General features: G+C 41.6%; 15 protein-coding genes. 1 reads left to right on the top strand and 14 read right to left on the bottom strand.

All coding sequences use genetic code 11. The features are described from left to right. Positions 1-253 precede the first annotated feature (253 nt). Both G441_RS0115415 and G441_RS0115420 read right to left on the bottom strand, forming a co-directional pair. On the bottom strand, positions 254-1,042 hold the full coding sequence (locus tag G441_RS0115415; protein ID WP_026377187.1) for a glycosyltransferase family 2 protein: 789 nt from the start codon (positions 1,040-1,042) through the stop codon (positions 254-256). A gap of 13 nt (positions 1,043-1,055) precedes the next feature. Beyond that, positions 1,056-2,201 (bottom strand): glycosyltransferase family protein, encoded by a 1,146-nt coding sequence (locus tag G441_RS0115420; RefSeq protein WP_026377188.1) that lies wholly within the window; start codon positions 2,199-2,201, stop codon positions 1,056-1,058. 207 nt (positions 2,202-2,408) lie between these two features. Between G441_RS0115420 and G441_RS19410 the strand changes: the two genes are divergently transcribed. After that, positions 2,409-3,386, top strand: a complete 978-nt coding sequence (locus G441_RS19410; RefSeq protein ID WP_026377189.1) for a glycosyltransferase family A protein — start codon at positions 2,409-2,411, stop codon at positions 3,384-3,386. Between the two features lie 16 nt (positions 3,387-3,402). Here the strand turns inward: G441_RS19410 and G441_RS18860 are convergent, their stop codons facing one another. From G441_RS18860 to G441_RS0115485, 12 genes are all read right to left on the bottom strand, one after another. After that, positions 3,403-4,464, bottom strand: coding sequence for a glycosyltransferase (locus G441_RS18860; RefSeq protein WP_156896390.1), 1,062 nt, complete (start codon positions 4,462-4,464; stop codon positions 3,403-3,405). A 73-nt stretch (positions 4,465-4,537) separates the two neighbouring features. Then, positions 4,538-6,010, bottom strand: coding sequence for an oligosaccharide flippase family protein (locus G441_RS0115435; RefSeq protein WP_026377190.1), 1,473 nt, complete (start codon positions 6,008-6,010; stop codon positions 4,538-4,540). A gap of 1 nt (position 6,011) precedes the next feature. Further along, positions 6,012-7,028: a glycosyltransferase family 2 protein gene (locus G441_RS0115440; protein WP_026377191.1), complete on the bottom strand. Its 1,017-nt coding sequence runs from the start codon at positions 7,026-7,028 to the stop codon at positions 6,012-6,014. Beyond that, the gene (locus tag G441_RS0115445) at positions 6,997-9,267 is read right to left on the bottom strand and encodes a heparinase II/III family protein (protein WP_026377192.1); all 2,271 of its coding nucleotides are present in this window, start codon (positions 9,265-9,267) and stop codon (positions 6,997-6,999) included. The genes G441_RS0115440 and G441_RS0115445 overlap by 32 nt, the downstream gene beginning before the upstream one ends. Positions 9,268-9,334: 67 nt before the next feature. Continuing rightward, positions 9,335-10,603 (bottom strand): putative O-glycosylation ligase, exosortase A system-associated, encoded by a 1,269-nt coding sequence (locus G441_RS0115450; RefSeq protein ID WP_169726095.1) that lies wholly within the window; start codon positions 10,601-10,603, stop codon positions 9,335-9,337. A gap of 173 nt (positions 10,604-10,776) precedes the next feature. Continuing rightward, positions 10,777-12,096, bottom strand: coding sequence for a phenylacetate--CoA ligase family protein (locus G441_RS0115455; RefSeq protein ID WP_026377194.1), 1,320 nt, complete (start codon positions 12,094-12,096; stop codon positions 10,777-10,779). Then, complete coding sequence (locus tag G441_RS0115460) at positions 12,093-13,193, bottom strand: acyltransferase family protein (RefSeq protein WP_026377195.1); 1,101 nt, start codon at positions 13,191-13,193, stop codon at positions 12,093-12,095. Before G441_RS0115460 ends, G441_RS0115455 begins: the two co-directional genes overlap by 4 nt. Positions 13,194-13,202: 9 nt before the next feature. Next, positions 13,203-14,360 (bottom strand): glycosyltransferase, encoded by a 1,158-nt coding sequence (locus tag G441_RS0115465; protein WP_240485156.1) that lies wholly within the window; start codon positions 14,358-14,360, stop codon positions 13,203-13,205. 80 nt (positions 14,361-14,440) lie between these two features. After that, on the bottom strand, positions 14,441-15,646 hold the full coding sequence (locus G441_RS0115470) for a TIGR04063 family PEP-CTERM/XrtA system glycosyltransferase (protein WP_026377197.1): 1,206 nt from the start codon (positions 15,644-15,646) through the stop codon (positions 14,441-14,443). A gap of 12 nt (positions 15,647-15,658) precedes the next feature. Continuing rightward, positions 15,659-16,876: a TIGR03087 family PEP-CTERM/XrtA system glycosyltransferase gene (locus G441_RS0115475; protein ID WP_026377198.1), complete on the bottom strand. Its 1,218-nt coding sequence runs from the start codon at positions 16,874-16,876 to the stop codon at positions 15,659-15,661. Continuing rightward, positions 16,873-18,759, bottom strand: a complete 1,887-nt coding sequence (locus tag G441_RS0115480) for an XrtA/PEP-CTERM system amidotransferase (protein ID WP_026377199.1) — start codon at positions 18,757-18,759, stop codon at positions 16,873-16,875. Before G441_RS0115480 ends, G441_RS0115475 begins: the two co-directional genes overlap by 4 nt. After that, positions 18,759-19,835 carry a glycosyltransferase gene (locus G441_RS0115485; protein ID WP_169726096.1) on the bottom strand — a complete coding sequence of 359 codons (1,077 nt, stop codon included), beginning with the start codon at positions 19,833-19,835 and terminating at the stop codon, positions 18,759-18,761. Before G441_RS0115485 ends, G441_RS0115480 begins: the two co-directional genes overlap by 1 nt. Between the last annotated feature and the right edge of the window lie 3 nt (positions 19,836-19,838).

Genomic DNA, 19,838 nt, shown 5'->3' on the forward strand with positions numbered 1-19,838 from the left:
CTATGAACGACCACATCGCTCATTGGGACAATTAACACCGATGGAATTTAAAAATCTCCCGCAACCGGTGGCTTAATTCGAGGGGGAAAGGTCACCCCACCTTCAACTAGTAAGACATTCACATTGCTTCCGATAAACTCATTCGATATCGTAATGCCAGCAGCACCAGCACCCACAATGCAAATATCACATGTGTTTGTGGTTTCAATATTGATATCTTCTAGACTCTTTAATATGCTCTTTCCCTGCTCGACTAATGTCTTGATGAATCCTTCTTGATAAACCTATTGAAAACTCTTTTTAAATTACCAAGCAAGCCTAGACCGATTCGATCAGAGTGCGGGTTGTAGACAACTCTGTTCAAGTAATTAATAACAATTGAAGAGGTGCTTGACACCCACTTGGTGCAGAACTCATTGTACATGTCCATCATTATCTTTTTCCTTTTGTCCACTCCAAACGTTTGTCCACACTCGTGAGTGACTCCTGAGGATTTGCTGTTAGGCAAGACAGCTAAACTGAAGCATGCCAATTTAGCACGCAGGCAATAGTCATTATCACTATAATATCCGTTGTAAAACCTTTCATCTAACACGCCGATGGCGTCAAAGACTTCACGTCGTATCGCTACACACGAAAACTCGAGATACTCAACTTCTTTTATCTGTTCCTGGTTCTCCCCTTCCAAAGAAAAATAACCAGTGATGTCGTATTGTCTTAATCCTTCGATTAGTTTATCCAGCCACTTACCATAAAACTGCATATCGTTATTCAGTAGAACGACGACATCAGCCTTAATATTGGTGAGGCTATACTCGATTCCTCTATTGGTAGTCACAAGATACCCTGCATTTGAGTCATTTCTCAAATAATGCAGTCCTGAGAACATTGAAGACAAAACCTTTATATCGTCAGTACTACCGTCATCTACAACAACGGTAACGAAGTCAGCATTCTCACCTCTGGTGTCAGCCAGCGTCTCCAGGCAGCTTCTTGTTAATTCGATGTTGTTATAGACTGGGATAACAAGTGAAATAATCAAAGCATGAAGTCCTTTAGTCTATTTTGTATTCGATGTTCTCGGCAATTCTAGCCTTACGAATCGCTTCTAAATTTTCGACCCACTTTGAGTAATGTTGTCGCACACTTTCTAAGGATTGCTCAAACTCTGAGAGCATTTTTTCCCTATTTTTAAATAACATACCGACCTCCCCATATTTATTGAACATGGCTTCGTAGCTTCGATTGGTTGTTAATAAAAGGGGCTTCAGTGCTGTTACTGCGTCCAGAACACTTCCGCTCGCTACGTAGTCATACGTATTGGACACAGGCAAGCATATTAAGTCAGCTTTTTGAATTAGGTCGATGTATTTATCTCGCGGCACCGAACTTTTGGAAGGTTTAGTCGCAAGGGAACGTAGCTGCGCCTGTTCCTGCCCTCTCTCCATCAGTCCGATAGCATGAAAACATATCGACGCTCCGGCAAATCTATCTGCAAGCTCCAAGAACGTATCAAACCCCTTGTTTTTGCTGCAATGCCCAACAAAAGCAATATTGATAACTTCAGATATTTCAGTCTTTTTAGATGGAAAGCACTCTGTGGCTAATATCGGATGCTCCATCGTTATAACATTAGATTCCAGATGAGGAAACTTCTCAATTATGGCCTCTTTGATTCCTAACTCGAGTGCCACAATCTTTACATTATCAGGTAACGTTTTCCCAAGTGTTGAAATAAGGTCATGATACCGAATCCATGGATTTTTTGAGCGCCAATCAAAATTTGCTGCAAGATCATTATGCAAAATAAGGTGGAACACTATACCCTTATTATTTTGTGCGCAAATTGCGACGTCTTTGAGTAAAAAGCTATTAAAGCCAGAAAATGCTACCACCTTTGCCGACAGCTCATCTATCTTCGTGTTCACGAAAGTGATTGCTTTTCGTGCCGCCCGTTTGCCAGCACTAGGACGATAGAGGCTTGTTTCCTCTGAATCAACCATCCTTTCCAAGGGCCCCGTACTGACGGTGGGTAGGTCTTTTGTTGCTACTGAGATATTATCGGCGTGATTTGCATGTGCAAAAAAATAAAGTGACGATTCCTGAGCGATGTTGCTGCATAAGGTACGCAGATAAGCTTCATTAAAAGGCAAATGCATAAAAGAATGAGAAAAAAAATCAAAGACTACTATATTGGTCATGCTTCACTCCGTATTATAAATACGGTCAACCTATTTCTTTAATTTCGATGATATCCGACGCAATTAAAAAAGAATAGGGCTAGAAGCATTGAAGAGCAGAAAACTCTAAACTGGAGAGTAGCTGAACAAGGTGAATATTACAGTTATCTCTAGCCTTAGTCCTTTGAGGTTGATATTTTTTGAAGTGTCATAAAAGTGATAAGTGATATGAAATTAGAAGTGATAATGCCGTATTACCAGAGAGAATATGGCCTGTTGAGTAAGGCGGTTAGCAGCTGTATTCAACACAATCTTTGCGACGTGATCGTTAACATAATTGATGACGAATCCCCTATTTCCGCGGAAGAAGAGCTAAGTAAACACTTCAGCACGCTACCCTCTAATATAAAGCTCATGCGACAAACAAATACAGGTGTATCAGGAGCTCGCAATGCGGCTCTCGATAGCTTGGATAAAGATACTGACTATGTTGCATTTCTTGATCCTGACGATTCGTGGACGACAAGTCATATAGAGAACATAGTGTTCTGTTATCAACATGATGTTGATCTTTACTTCTCTGATCTATTTGCCTATTCATCCACGCAGAGCCATTTTGACTGGGCTGGGGTAAGTGATGATATGCTGGAACTCATCCATGGGAGCTTATACTGGTTTAAAAAAGATCTTAAAGAACTTGCAGCTCGAGGACGATTACCCATAGTTACTTCAACTGTGTGTGTTAAAAAACATATCGCTGAAAAATTAAGATTTTCAACCAAATTTAAACAGAGCAATGAAGACCACTGGTACTGGTTTCAATGCATTAGTAAATCTACGAAGATTGCCGCCTCTACGAATAAAAGCGAAGTGCAATTTAACAAAGAGGAACAAGGCTTATTTAGCTCGATCAAGAACAATTGGCGCAAGACGCTACAAAGCATTCATGACCAAACCACCTTACACACTAATATGAAGAAAATGCTGATTAAAAATTCAGATGCAGACATATTAAATAACGCAACACTTCGTGAGCTCCGCCGATCCTTTTGTAGAGCGATACTATGGCACTTAATCGAAGAGCACTCATTTCCGTCTAATGCCATAACCAGATTTAACAATGACTTCGGTTCAATAAAGGGAGAATTAGTTCTCCAAATGGTAATAATGCTCAAAAACAAGGCCATGAAATTGAGCAAACCATGAGTCGTTGCTCATGCAGTTAACGTGAAAGATATTCTTCCAATCTTGCTATCAGATAGTTTGGCGTTATCTCATCCCGATTAGAATATCTAAGAGCTTCGGCAGAATAAAAGTTATACAGCTTTTCATCGCTCCACAATGTTGTCAAAGCATCGTTCCACTGCTCAAGATAATCATCTTTTGAGTTATCAATGAGTATGCCACCTGGTCCGACCGATTCAGGTAACCCTCCAATATTACTCGCGATGACAGGGATCCCATTAAAATGAGCCTCAGTCGCAATTCGCCCCCATGCTTCCTCGACTCTACTTGGAATAATTGCTAGCTTCGTTTTGCTGTAAATGGCGCGCATCTCGCCAGTTGCTCTCATAAAATTGATGTTGTTGACGCAAGCGATTTTACTTTTTATTACCTTTATCTTTTTCTCATCAAGAATCCAAGACTCTAAAAATAGAAATGGTATGTCAGGGTTTAGCTCGGCCAGCTTAATTGCGATATCCAGTCCTTTCTCCTTATTAGGATTTACGAAAAGAACATACTTGCGGCATGTTTTTGTTACATAATCAGCTGACTCTACCAAGGGAGGTATCATCATGCTTTCTAGGCCATATTTTTGAAGGAGCCTTTTTCTTGTAAACTCAGAATTGCTTATGTACCTCAACCTTGGGTGCTTGAAGTAGTCGCCTTCTAGTAAATGGAATAAAACGTCATGAACATAAACAAAAACAAAAAAATTAGCTTTGTGAAAACAAAGCATTTCTAAATCAACAACACGAGTACCAGCTTGACAGATAATACAATCCGGTTTGAATTCGGCAATAACTTCATCCGTAGCTTTATTTAGGTTCCATGTTCGAAAAACGACATATCCATTGTACTTATCCGGCGGAGCGCTTCTACCTGATAGTTTTTGTTTTATTCTATTGATAACTCCGGTTTTACCCCATGACTCTAATCCGCAGAGCACGGCGACTGTGTGCCCTCTCAAACTTAAACGTTTGGCTAACTCATCGGTAGAAGATTGCGAACCTCCTTTTTTTTGCGGAAGATGCGAATGGGTTGTAAAAAATAAAATTTTCATAAGGACCAAAAAAATTGCAGGCAAGATTAGATTGATTATATTCAAACAGCTTATAGGCTATCGGAAATTTGAATCATAATTCTACCTTGAACTTCCTGCTCATGTCATAAACCTTTTGCGGCGTGAACTGCCTTAACCAAGTTGACTTTGTGCTAATGCTGTCAATGAGGTATAAAAATGTCACAAACATAAAGTAAGATGCCCCTCCTACAAACACTTTCAGGATCAAAACAATTAAATCTGACCCTCCTTCAATGTAAACGTAGCTAACTAGCAAATACATTGAAAAAGAAGGAATCAGGAAAAACATTATAATAAAAATAAATTTAAGCACCGAGAATTTAGTTTCATATTGAGTATATAATGCTCCGACAGAAAGTACTAAAACTCCAACCACAAGCCTCATTTCAATAAAACTTAGCAGACTGCCGGGCATCAAAAATAAAAACAATAATATAATTAAAAACAACCCTAAAAGATCTAAGAAAATTGAGTGTTTAGTTTTATTGTAAACGTCAAAAATAACTAAGATAACTGGCATTGTTGCAAAGGGGACCATTAAGAACGACATTAAACCGAGAACATCACTTATTGGCACCCATTTTTCCCCTAAAAAAACACTAGTGAATTCGTATCTAATTGCATATAACCCAAAAGAAGAAGGTAGAACGATAGCGTAGATCATAAAAAGCGCTTGCATCGCCTTCTGAGAGAATAAAGTTTTGTCGTTTTTAACTTTTACTAACGCCGATACAATGGGTTCAAAGGCTGGATTAAGAAATTGCCCCAATGGCATCATTGCAAACGTTTTAGCAACATGAAATTGGCCAGTTACTTCCTTCCCGAAATTAGAACCAATCAAAAACGTGTCAATCTGGGCACGCGAATACCCAATAATACCTCGTAAATAATATAAACCGGATATTGAAAGAAGGTCTTTGTCATAGAAGAACTTAAACTTTGGACGAAAGTCACATATCAAATAACTGAAAAAAACACTAAAAATTATATTTATCAAAATACCCACCACTAAAGCGAAATAATTTTGATAGATAAAGGCGACAGACACTGTCGCAATAAAGGAAGTTAACTTGGCATATATCAAAACCTTATTATGAACAGAGAAATCTATTTCTTTCTCTAGCCTTATCAGCCCTATGTTTTTGAAAGCAGAGAAAAATTGACCAACCGCCATTACCCATAGAACAACAGTAAGCTCGTCGTTTGCAAAATAGTTAGCGATGCCTTCTGAAGCGAAAATGAATATCAATGATACAAATAGCCGCAAAAGAATGTTCGTCGACCAAGCGTTGCAGTACACTTCATAGGATGGATTTTCTTTGAGTATCAGATACCTCCTCACACCGACATTCGCTAGCATGTCGAAAAGACCATTCACCATCATCGCTATTGCAACAATGCCAAAATCATCGCTGTCTAAATACCTAACAAGAATGAGCGTACTGATTACACCAATACCTTGCATAACAACATTAGAAATGAAATTCCATACGTATGCAATTGACACTTGCCTAGAATTGAACACGCTAAGTTTTACTCTTGAAAAGGATTTTTAACCGAAGCTCAATTATTTTATATAAATTTTTCAAAGTGGCCCGACAACCAGCAGCATAGACCCTATATAAATATGCTTTGTCAAGAGAGTTTTCGCGCAAGAAGATCTCAGATAGCTCTTCGAAAGAATACTGTAAAATTTCCCTCACTCTCTCTAGTAATTTCTCATTTTGGAGCCTATCAAACAAATTACTCGCAGCTGTGATTTGAGATTGGATCCGATTTACTTTTGATAAGCGCGTAGATGCACTATCCCTGATAGGTATGTAGTGATTCCCAATTATTCTATCACTGAACCATATATATTTAGCCCTTTCAAGCAATATAAAATAGATATGTCTATCCTCCTCGTAGCGTATACTCTCATCAAACAGACCTACTTCTTGGATTAACTCTTTACTAACAAGGGTACAGTTAAGGTGTGAAAAACCATACGTTGATAGTAATGTATCAACATCAATTCGACACGAACTGTATTTTTTTTCACATTCTTTATATTTATCAATAAGTCCTTCTAGCCATATTTCTTTGCTTTCTATTTCTCCATCCGGTCTTACCGCCTTTTGGTGAGTAAAGTAAAGATCGACTCTTTCATCTGCCGTTAATTTAAAAAATCGTTCTAAGTGATGTTGGTCTGTCCATTCATCATCGTCATCTAAGAAACCAACGTAGCGACCCTTTGCGTGCAAAATACCTTCATTTCGTGCAAAGCTCGGTCCATGCCCCGCCAGACGGTAAGGCAGTGTTATAAATCGCACTTCATTTTCATATTCATTTATGATGGTATTGTATGCTGCTTTGGCGCTTTCGTGGACGCCGTCTAGCACAACTATGACGTCTAAAAGCTCTGAGTTAGATTGCGCTAATACTGAGTCAAGTGCAGTTTGCAGCTGCTTAGGTCTGGCCCTACTGGGTATTATAATGCTTATTGCGCGTTCGCTATTTGCAGAATTCATCCTAATTTGCTTCCCACAAAATTCTAATTCCATTAAGCTCAACTAAAATACTATTACTCAACGTGCGTTGTAATTTGAGTTTTTCATTAGTTTCTGCGTTAAATAAATCAAACTCACTCTCATTTTTAAATACAGTAAGCCAGGAACTTGACGCCTGATTTTTAGTGCCAATTTCGATAAGAGTCGCGATTGAAAAAGTACTACTGTCTTCTTGGCTTTGTATAGCTAGTCGCCAATCAGCGTCATCAAACCATGAATTATTGGTATTTAATCGCTCAACAAATACCCCTGTGGCATTGTTTATACTAGAAAAAGTAGGGATATATGTCCTATATTTAAGACCACCAATAGCCTTCACGGTTATAGGGTCAAAAGCGAAAATATGTTGCAAGAGGCTTCCAGAACCTTTTACTACCGAGATTACTTTATCGGTCGACACTAGAATTCCATCATACTCTGAGCCTTCAACGACTTCAAAGTCTTGCAACTTAGGACGGTTAGCAGTGTGCCAGTACATTCCTTTCACACTACTGTTATCTGTCGCGTGAATGGTATCTAAGACTAAGAGGGTATCTGAACGAAAAAGATAGAGAAATTGCCTAGTTACTCTTCGAACCTTTGCCTTCGAACCGTTACTAACGTATCGAATGCTGTTATAGGCCGAAGTAATATCCAATACGTAATTACAGTAAACCTCAACTACACAATCACTTCCCAATATCTGCGCCATATCTAGCTGACGGTTGACAGCTGAGCGGTCCATCGCATCTTGACTCCCACGCAAGTTGCTATTGATGCTAAACGGTATTCTCTGGCCGCCGTCCAAAATGTTCAGGCTATAGTGCCTATTAGGTGTAAAGTCTTCGTTATCACTTAAAACAAAAATCGTATTTTTAGAGATTGATCTCCCTGAGAAATACTTTCTTTCTTCGCTGAATAAATTATCGTACCTGCTCGCATTAACGAGCAAAGGCTCTCGCTTGAACACCGTTACGGAACCTGCATCATAGTGCTGATGATGGGCAAACCGGTCAGCTCCTCTTATTTGAATAAACGTGCTATCTGCGTCCCAACCACTTCTAATGACTATGTGGTTTGAATACCCCTCACCAAATACCTCTGTTTTTGGAAGAATATCATCAAGTGCTTCAAGAGACGCATCGCTACTTTTTCCTTTGTTTGTTTCGGTAGGTATAACCCCTTTACTTAAAGTTAACGGTAACATCCAGCTGTATCCGTAATAATAATTCGAACCACCAAAATATTTTTTCAGAGTCTTGGCATAAATTTGGATTGCGTTGTTTCTAGTAAACTTTGCCAGCAAATCAATAATTTTCGACGTTTCATCGCGCAAATCTGTTCGCGATCCCTCATCTCCCCATCCTTGAATAACCCAATCGGGGCGCGTGTTATATATGTGCCAGAGCCCTACTCTTTCTAGTAACCGCTCTGCTCGCAAATCAAGCAGTTCCGGACCTCCTGAAACGTTTCTCAACGTGTTGATCCCCAATATTACTGGCAGAGCTCGGTTGTTGATCCAATAGCTATAACCCTCTGGCCAAATTTCCACTTTTTCAAATGCGACAAAAAAATCGTAAAAATGACCAAATGCTCTTACGATATAGTCTCTATTTTGGCTGTCTGAACTATCAAGTTGTGAAGCAAGCAGCAGTGCAACAGATGCTAGCGATGACCTACCGTGAAACAATGATGCGCTGTCTCCGTCTAGCGCAAAAAGATAAGCGGATAGCATGTCACGTAACTTGGCATCAAGTCGGAGTTTTTCTTCTTTTGGCACATTAACAAGTGACTGAGCAACGTCAAGCGTATAGGCAAAAACAAGGCCATTGCCATAGCTACCCACTTCCTTCGGTGCTGTAAAGCGATACGAAAGATAGATATCAATTAAATGCTCAGCACTTATCGCGCCATCGATGTAACAATAGTTGGCATAGTTTATCGCTCTCGAGTCGCACTTATATTCGAGGTTCGCGAGTTTCATGTTTTCTTTAAGGGTACCGATAATATTGGAATGATTATCAACATCAAGAATGTTTACAGGACTTGATGCGCTGAAAGCTACATCAGGGAAATCGTTTTGAAACCTAGGCGAATACTGAATAAGACGCTCTGACTCACTGATAATATTCAGTTTTCTTGCGATCTTGTTTACAGCCTCATACGTTGTAAGATGAAAGCTTTTAACAACGAATATAAAACTTCCCAAAGAAAGCACCATCATCGTGGCAAGAATTGTTATCAACAAACGCATATTTAACGTGCACTATGCCGATGAATCGGGTGAAAGCCAGATTGGGAAGGGAGCGGAATAATCATTTCTATGACCTCCACTCCGCTGAATTTTTACTTACTTTTGACAAATGTTGTAAACAAGATGCAATGGCTATTATCGCTGTTATTAACTCGTTATAAGCTGCACTCAATGCGGCACCAGAACACAGAAAACATATTACAGAAAGTCCATAGTATGTGCCCGCCTCTTTTAGCCATTCGTCATTTTTTATCTTGGAACATTTTTGCAAAGTCTTATAGGCAAGGCCAATCATTAAAAAATACGTAAAAAACCCTAAAAAACCTGTGTCTCCTAACACCTGAAAATAAATACTGTGCGCAACGTACACTTTAGAAGGGTAAGGACTCGCTATAAAATTCACTGCGTCCCAATTCAGTAGAAGATATTGAAAAGTTGGGCCATAGCTGGCAGCGTCAAATCCACCACCAAAAAACGGATCTTCCAGCGCCATTAAGAGGTGTAGTTTCCACGCAATCACTCTCCCCATGAAAGATTCATCTTCAGATAGATTAGAAAATGTGTCAGCACGGTCAGACCAGACAGTCTCAAAAAATAACAAGCTTAAAATTCCAACAGTAACTCCAATCGCGATAATTGGCATTTTTTGTTTACTGCGCATTAAGAAAAAGCCAAAAAATACGCACACACCTAACAACGCTCCTCTTGAACCACTACCAAGAATATACGCAGCGCAAAAAACAACGGCTCCAATTAAGCCTATATTAATCAGTTTATAGGCTCTGTATTGAAGATGTAAGAAATACAATATCGGTAAACACATTAAAACAGCAAGTGCAGCGAGATTTCGGTCATTGAAAGAGCTACCAATACCAGTGACTACATGTCCACCTCCACTTAGTATGACATAAATTCCCTGAGGCAAAGATATAGCAACCACTGATAACACCATGGCCCAACAAAGCGCCATGACATGCTTCTTATCATTGACGATTAAAAGTGTGAATAAGAAAAACAACGACGCTTTAATAAACCTGTCATACCTATCCCAAACGTGTGGACCATATCCGTCATGTGTTATGCTCGCTATAGTAAGACATATAAAAAATAATAGAAAAGAGCCCGAAATACTGTCCAACTTAAACTGCTTGGGCTTATCATTTATGAAATATGCAATGATGGTGCAAACTGCAAAAATGAAGTTCCACCGTATAGAAGTTGCGAAACCAAATGTCCATGCTTGTAAGGGCACGAGCGATGACCACAACCAGAGACTCAAACCAAGATAGGGCCTTCTTAAGGCGAAATAGATGAGAAATGGCAGAACACCTGCCAACAGTAGATCCCTCACTACCTTCTCATTCTTCTTTTAGCGTCCACTTTGTTATCCATTTGGTTAGCTTTGAAACACAAAAAGACTACCAAAAAAACCATCAACAAAAAGCATAACGTAATAACCATTTCTTCACCCGGCCAGTTGAATTATTTTCCATCGTGGAATACCACAGTCTATCTTAATTTATTAACAACGATGAGTAACTTACCGTTCTTTGTTAATTCAGGTTTCCCAAAAATAACGTTCCACCGAATTTCAGCAGAAATCTTATCTCCAAAATACTGGATCAATTCGCCTTTACTTTTTGTGAAATCTCTTCCGACATCTAACACAACATCAATCTCGTCTTGCGTTCTTTGTATAAATTGATACCGGTGAAGTCCATTCAACCACCGCATAACCAGTGTTAATCCTGGCATGGTTATCACTTTCCCGGATGGTAATTTAATGATATCCCCAGTTCTACCATCAATTGGGCCAAGCCTCGGCCATTTACATTCAAAACCTCTTTGGTCATTCTCAAGCCAGTGTAAGCGGTCTCCTGTCTCATATCGAATAAATGGCATTGCAGAGTTTGTAAAGCATGTAGCTATAGCTCTGCCCGTCTCACCAGGTTTCCACACTTGATTCCCGTCGTCGTCAATAACTTCTAACACACCTCTGTGAAAAGAGAGATGCAGACCTTGCTGCTCTGGGCCTTCGCAAGCATGAAGACCACCATCATTGAGACCGTATTGATCTAGTGCTTTCACGCCGTAGAGTTGTTCTATTCGGTTTCTAATCTCCGGCCTAAGTACCTCAGCGGTGCATATAATTCCTTTCAATGTTTGCGGTTTGGTGCCTAATTCATTGAGAAACTCACCTAATTGGTGGATGGCGCTAGGATACCCATAAATCATTCGGATCTTATGGAAGTGAGGTGACTGAGCAAGGAAGCCAGCCCTATCCAGAGTCAAGTTTGAGCCACTCGTCACCCATCGGTTGATGATTTTATCTTTCCATGTTCGATTGTCAGATAACCCCGCCCCTACAGACTCTCCGCCAACAATTAAAAAAGGATCGCCGACAGAGTATCCGGCTTTTGTCCATCCGACGTACATTTGCGCCCAGGACATCTCTTCATCGAATTTGGTCATTCTGAATATAACGGGACTACCTGTACTCCCGCCAGTTCTCGCCTCACTGTACTTAACCCCCAGTTTTGTTGTGGTCAAGGACTCAAGCTCGTTTCTCACATCCGCCTTTGTGAGCAGGGGGAGCTGACAGAGCTGTTCGATTGTATTGATTTGAAGCGGGTCGATACCTGCATCAGCCCAGTGCTTTTGGTAGAATGGCACATATTCCCAGCAATACTTGATGATGTGCTTTAACTTTTCTGTTTGATAATCACGAATTTGCTCTGCATGCCAATGCGACCTGCTAAGAATTTTGTTCATCAATTTGAGACGAACAGGTACAGCAATATTCATTAAGAGCTTATTAACTTGGCTCATTTTTGTTCACCTGGGCTGTTTTTCGGGCTAACTACCCATAACAATAAACTTTTGAGATGAATTTTATTTTTCTCTATCACCAGACTCATCGCATAGATTAAAAGTGGAATTCCAACTAGAGCAGCAAATGCATGCAACACTGGCGAATCTTTAGGCGTCACTAACGCCGTTAACGCATAAAGTAATGGCAAGTGAAGCAGGTACAAAGCAAATGTCATCTGTGAGCCATGTCTAATCCACCCAGATAATTTTTCTTTGAATACATTTTTAGATTGAAAAAAGCGACTTGCTCCAACAAAGTGAATGGCTACTAAAGCGCCAAAGATATAATCGTGGAGGATATTTTTAGACTGTGCGTTAAAAAATTGACTGATGGCTTCTGGTACTATCAATCCACTTAATGAGTCTGTTATCTCTTTAATTGCTGGCTGCATGATAACAATTGCAACAATAAGCGGAGTGAAAGTGATTAGTAGATTATAAGAACTTTTAGTTTCGTTTCGTCGCTCAATAATGCGATACGCCAGCACTCCGAATAGCCAAATGGGAAAATACAGGAAAATATTTGGCCCCATTAAAATACATACCGCGGCGAAACCAACCCATTTTTTCCAGCCTTTTAGGAAAACTAAAATGCCAAAGGCAAGGTAATAGAGCATTTCAAAAGCAATAGACCAAATAGGTGCGTTTGTGTAAAACAGAACCTGCTGCCAACTTTGATGAGTCATAAAGAAGATGTTTAAGAACGTATAAACCGGGCCATCAAATTCATGTGCAAACCAATCGATTCGCTCTGGAGCGTAATCCGTGACAACTGCTAAACTCAAATAAGTGATTAGCATGGCCGGTATCACAACGGAGTAAATACGTGTGAGGCGGTTAATTGTATATTCTTTGGCGCCTTCTCCTCTCCCTAAAACGACGTAGGCAATAACAAAGCCAGACAAAACGAAGAATATAATGACAGCTTCATGAGCTGGGAACATCTTGAAACGCCACAACAGCGGATTGCCGAAAATAATTAAGTGACTAAAGAAAACAGTGAGTGCGGCAGCCAGCCTGAGTGGATCTAAATATACTGAAAACTGGCGATTCATTTCTTTACCTCACTTACCCAATGCTGAATGTTTCCCCACTCTGTATGGAGTAGTCTCTTTAAACAGGCGATTGAGTTGCGTGATCCTATTATCCCAGTGGTTTTGCTGTGCGTATCCAAGCAAGTGTTCGGTATCCCAATTACGATGTAAAGCGCCAGTAATTGCTGTACCTAACGCCTCTCTATCATCAAACGGCACGATTGCACCTAGAGTATCATCGGTTATCACTTCTTTATTGCCACCAACGTCGGTTGCGACAACCGGCGTACCACATGCAAGTGATTCTAATAACACATTAGCCCAGCCTTCATTGGCCGTTGCCAGAACAAACACATCCGCGGCTGAAAGATAAAGGCTTAATTCTTCTGGGCGTTTTGCTCCACAAAACGTCACCGCATCGGTGAGGTTCAATTTATCTGACTGCTCTCTCAGCTCAGCTTCGATGTTGCCTTCCAGAGAAGCGCCGCCAACAATAAGGTAGTGCAGATTGGGGTGTTCTTTTTGGATATCTGGCATGCACTCGATGACTCGATGAAAGCCTTTACGCCACACCAAGCCACCAACGGTAATGATAACTTTAGCATCTGGTTGCAAACCAAGTTTTTGTTTTGCCCCTTTCTTATCAAGCTCTTGGAATTGCTCTGTGTCGATACCATTCCCGACAACTGTGATATGGCTATCTTCAACACCATGCTGTAATGCGACATCCTTTAAGCTTTGCGAAACGGCTATGACATGGGATGCCTTAGACCATGCCTGTTTTAATGACGGGAGCTTTTTATGGTCTTTGCTATGGGGCACTTCAGTGCCACGCATGGTGATGGTTGATGGCAGCCCTACCTCTTCAGCAAGCTGTGTGGCAGCATGCCCGTCAGGGTAGGTAAAATGTGCGTCGATAATATTGATGTTTCGCTCTTTAACGAGCCTCTTCACAAGCTTACGCGCCCCACGTTGCATAAAAAGAGAATCAAATTGACGAAACAGCAAGGGTAGTGAAAAAAATCGGGGAAAATATACCTTAACTCCGTCCTGCACTTCCATTTTAGGTGGCATGGGTCGGTAGTCAGGGAAAAACAACTTTATTAGCTCCTGACCAGGAAACCATGGCACCGGCGATACCACTACGATGTCAGCATACTTGCGCATCCGAAACATGCGTTCGCGCACAAATAGACCTGCCGTCGGCCTTGCAGAGCTTGGGAACAAAGAGCTAAAAACTAAGAGACTGAGCTCTTTATCGCTTCTGGTCATAACAAAGACCGATAAAGGGATTCGTATGGCGCCACTGAGACTTTCCAATTTCGCTGTTGCTCAACGAACTGAAGTCCGTTGTCAACGATATTATCGTGCTCAGGCGTTTGACTGATTGCAATAATTTTTTCTGCTAGCGCGGATATATCGCCAGCTGGGAATAGAAAGCCGGTTTTTCCATCTTCAATGAGTTCTTTGTGACCACCCACATCGGATGCGAGCAGCAACTTTTTCTGAGCCATTGCTTCGAGAGGTTTCAGTGGCGTTACCAACTCAGTCAGTCGCATAGATTTTCTTGGGAAAACCAGCAAGTCTACTAACTCATAGTAATTGTTCACGTCGTCATGAGGAACGCGTCCAATGAAAACCACATGATTTTCAAGATGTAGTTCTTTGACCAATGCTTTTAGATTAGCGCCTTGCGGGCCTCCGCCGACCAGTAATAACTTGACGTTGTGTCTTTTCCTTAAAACGGTCGGCAATGCTCGAATGGCTAAATCAATTCCTTCATAGGCATAAAACGATCCCAAAAAACCTAATACATAATTGTCTGTGAGATCTAACTCTTCGCGAAGTGCTGACACCCTCTCAGGATCAAACTGCTGGCCGGTGAACTTATGTAACTCAACGGCATTTGGGATTTGTGTGATTTTTTCACCCGGTACGCCTCGTGCAACCAAATCATCTTTAAGGCCCTGGCAAATGGTCGTGACCGCAGAGGCTCTGTTCACCACATAGTTTTCCATCGCCCGCGTAAGGCGATAACGCAGATCACCCTCTTTGCATGTACCATGGTCAACTGCAGCATCCTCCCAGAATGCTCTGATTTCATACACAACGGGTATATTCAGCTCTTTACCTACGTGGCAGGCTGCTACGCCATTTAGAGCCGGTGAATGCGCATGTAAAATATCAGGCCTTTCAATCTGAACAACTTCGTGAATTCGCTTTTTAAGTGCGTTAATAATGGAAACTTGCTCGAGTAAAGGTAATCTTGATAAAAGCCCTTTTGGTGGTTGCGTACGGTAGAACTCTAAACCATCGATTTCGTCTTTATCGCTTACGCTTGCACCTTGTTTCGGGCTGCTTAAATGCGCAGTATCGATACCCATTTCGCGTTGTTGCTTAAGAATTGCACGGCTTCTGAACGTGTAGCCCGAATGCAAGGGGATGGTGTGGTCAAATATATGTAGTACTTTCACGCGTCCTGCCCATTAGTGCGTAGCTGTTGAACTCATATCAAAATATCCAACAAGGTCACTTAATGCCTTGCTCCATTGGTACTGATGCAAAATCTTGCGATTATTCTCCGAACCGATGTTTTGTCTCTCTTCACCGTTCTCTAGCAACGTTATCACTTTTTCTGCAAATATCTTACTAACATCTGTGACAAAGTCTTTTTGTAGCTCAGGTAATGCAATACCTTCCGCCGCCATAGGTGTCATTACCACCGCTTTTCCCATCGCCATTGCCTCTAAGACTTTGTTCTGGATGCCCCTTGCTATCTGCATAGGAGCGACACTGATTGTTGCTTTTGCAATATAGGGACGCACGTCATCTACTTTGCCAGTTACTGTTACTCCGGCTACTGAACCAAGTTCTTTGATGTCATCTGTGGGGTTTGCCCCGACAATAAAAAATTGAAGCGTTGGATACTTGGCTATTAATGTTGGCCAGACATGCTTAACGAACCAGATAACAGCATCGACGTTTGCCCAATAGTCCATCGCGCCGGTAAAAACAATTGAAGACGACTCATCATCAGAGCCTGTTTTTTCTTGCGGAACAAAATACTCTACGTCAACACCGTTAGGCATCGCAGCGATGCGATTTGAAAGGCTAACTGGCGCGATGTCTCTGAAGTAGTCCGCTTCTTGTGCTGATACGAAAATACTCTTGTTGAATTCAGCGCAAATCTTGATTTCGTAATCTTGCAAAAGTCTTGCTTCTCGGGCGTACACCCATGACATCGGAAAACTGCCGCGCTTTGAATATTGACGCCATTTGTCAGAGTCGACGTCGACAAAATCAATCACTCGGCTATGATTTTTAAATTTATCGCCTTCAACATACTGTGCCATGGATGAGGAAAACACGAAGATATCTACGTCTGTGTCCCCTTTCGTCGTTTGCGCCACGAAGTTGCTAATTGATTTTGACTTGAAATACTCCAATGTCAGTGGCTTTCCAGTAACAAAGCCCAAAGCGCTGAAAATAGTATGACGTAATTTCGGCAGCGGGACTAAACAAACATTTGAACAATACTTATCTAGCTCGCTGGCAAACTGCCAGTCCTGTACATCGTCAACAAACGCCGCAAGGTGAATATCGTAGTGCTCACTCAACGTCTTTAGAATATTAAAGCTGCGGATCTTATCACCCTTATTGGGCGGGAAAGGGATACGATGGCAGAGGAACAACAGCTTCTTCATAACTCATTTGCCTTGAAGAACAATCCTAGATTCAATAATGCCCACAATGGCATACCGTTATCTCGCCTGCCGCTCATATGATCGTTCACAAGCTTCGTAAGCGCTGCCGGTGAGAATAATTCCGTATGTTTTGCCAATATCTCAATACTGTCGTTGAGCTTGGATTTAAGAGGGCCTTTTAGCCACTCAGACACAGGCACACTGAAGCCCATTTTATCTCTGTAGAGAATGTCTTGTGGTAAATGAGGCTCCATTGCCTTTTTAAACCCTACTTTCCCCTCTCGCCTGGTGATATTCTCAGAAGTTGGAATAGAGAAGGCCCACTCAACAAATTCGTGGTCCAACATCGGTACTCGCACTTCTAGACTATTTGCCATACTCGCTCTGTCGACCTTGACCAAAATGTCACCCGGCAGCCAGGTTTTAAAATCAAGGTATTGAGCAAGTTTGACGGGACATGTGATTTGCTTGTCCCTAAGGGCTTCATCATAAACTCGCTTAGATGTATAGCCATTCAATTGGTCTTTAAATCCGTCTGCATACAACCCGAATCTGTCATCCGTTCGTAAAATACTGACTGAATTCAGATATCCATCCGACGCTGACATGGCAAGGCTTTGCAGTGTCGTTTTGGCACGCAGAAAACGAGGTGCCCAGTCTAGCTTCGGGTAGAGCTTGCTAAGTGGTTTAATAATGAGCTGTCGAACCCAATTGGGGAGCTTTGTTCGTGCGTTGGCTTCAGCCTGCTGGAAACGATATCGACGGTAACCAGCGAACAATTCATCGCCGGCATCACCAGATAGCGCCACCGTCACATGCTTTCGAGCCATTTCGCACACTAGATAAGTTGGGATCGCAGAATTATCTGCAAAGGGCTCGTCATAAATGTGAGGAAGCCTATCTAGCAATTCAAAGTGTTCACCACTGACCACTTCCAGGTGATGTTCTGTGGCGCAATGATCTGCAACTTTTTTCGCGAAGTCTGACTCGTTAAATTCGGGCACATCAAAGCCTATCGCACAGGTTTTGACTGGAGTTGACCGCAGTTGACTCATCATTGCCACGACACTGCTAGAATCAACCCCCCCAGATAAAAATGCTCCAAGTGGTACTTCAGACTCGAGTCGGTCTCCCACCACCTGCTTGAGCTTTTCAGCGAGGAGTTCGGGAACATCACTAGCGATGCTGCTCGCCTCTAATGGTAGATCCCAATATTGGCGTATCGAAGGTTGGTTTGAGTGAGCCCGGTTGAAATAAAGATAATGGCCTGCGGAAAGTTTATGAACGTTCTTATAGATTGACTTGGGCTCAGGCACATAACCAAACGTCAAATAGTCTTCGATTGCAGCAGGCTCGATTTGTTTGATGAATTTGGGATGTCGAGTGAGTACTTTAAGCTCAGAGCCAAAGACCCAACATCCGCTTTCGACTTCACAATAATACAAAGGTTTTTCACCGAACCTGTCTCTGGCAATAAACAGCTCCTGTGTGTTTGTATCCCAGATTGCAAAGGCAAACATACCATTTAAATAATCAACGCACTTTTCACGCCACTCTTCCCAGGCGTGAACGATGGTTTCGGTATCACTGTGCGTTTTGAATAGGTGGCCTTTCTCGACAAGGGTTTGTTTGACAGCTTTGTGATTGTAGATTTCACCATTAAAGACGATGACTACCGAGTTGTCTTCGTTAAACAGAGGTTGCTGGCCACTGCTCAGGTCAATGATGGAGAGCCGTCTGTGACCTAACCCAATACCATCTCCAAAGTAGTACCCTTCTTCGTCTGGGCCTCGATGGGATTGTACGCGGTTCATCTCTTTGAGCAAAGCTTCATCGATATTGCGCTTTGCGTCACTGCAGTAGATACCACTTATCCCACACATTACTTCTTTTCCTTATAAAGCGATATGTACTCTTTTACCATGGCCTGTTCACTAAATGAATCCATAATCCTTGCTCGAGCACATTTCGACTTATCGATAACAACTTTACGGTTTTCAAACACCTTGAGCATGATCCCCGCTAATGCTTCTTTATCCTCGCTTTCATACAAAAAACCACATTGTTCATTCACGACTTCGGGGATCCCGCCTACTTCAGTGACTACAGGAACCACGCCAGATGACATCGCCTCAAGCAACGTCATTGGAATACCTTCTGCAAGAGAGCTCATGACAAACACGTCAAAGGAATTATAAAAAGCGCGAACATCCAAAGATGCTCCAGCAAGAGAAACATTGTTGCTCATTCCCTCGCTATTTATTACCTCTTCAAGCTCTTTCCGGCACTCGCCTTCTCCAACAATAATTAGATTGGCGCCCGCACGAAATGCATCGCTTTGCCTGCACGCTCTTGCAAACGCTTCAATCATGAGCTTTTGGTTTTTAATTTTTGCAAGACGGCCAACGTGACCGAATGTGAATTTCTTTTCGTTTTTGTCAGTCGGAGAGAAAAAATCGACATCGATACCATTATGAATCAACTTTACTTTGTCGACTGGTAAATCGACGTCCTTAATTAACCAGTCATGAAGATCCTTTGAAACGGCGACAATCCGATGAATAAATCTGCTTAATATACGGCGTAATATTTTATATTTCTTATTACTTCCCTGAGGGTCAAAAATATCCCGACCGTGCTCGGCATGAATGCGCACAGGCACAGCACACAGCCAGCTAAAAAACTGCAATTCAAAGGTCGCAAGGTTATAAGTGTGTAAGACATCTGGCTTTACGTTTCGTAAAAGCGTAAAAAACTTGCTGTACAGTCTCCAGTCATTGCCTTCGCGCTTATTCAACTCAACAATATTCACTGGTTTGTTGAGAAGTGATGAAAAATCACTAGACGCCGTAGTTAACGACACGACCGTATGACTGTAGTCTTCATCTGGCATACGGTTAATGCAATTAACCACTACCTTTTCCAATCCGCCAATATCGAGGCGAAACACGACATGCATGAT

This window comes from Aestuariibacter salexigens DSM 15300, from assembly GCF_000429145.1.
Taxonomy (GTDB): Bacteria; Pseudomonadota; Gammaproteobacteria; order Enterobacterales; family Alteromonadaceae; genus Aestuariibacter; species Aestuariibacter salexigens.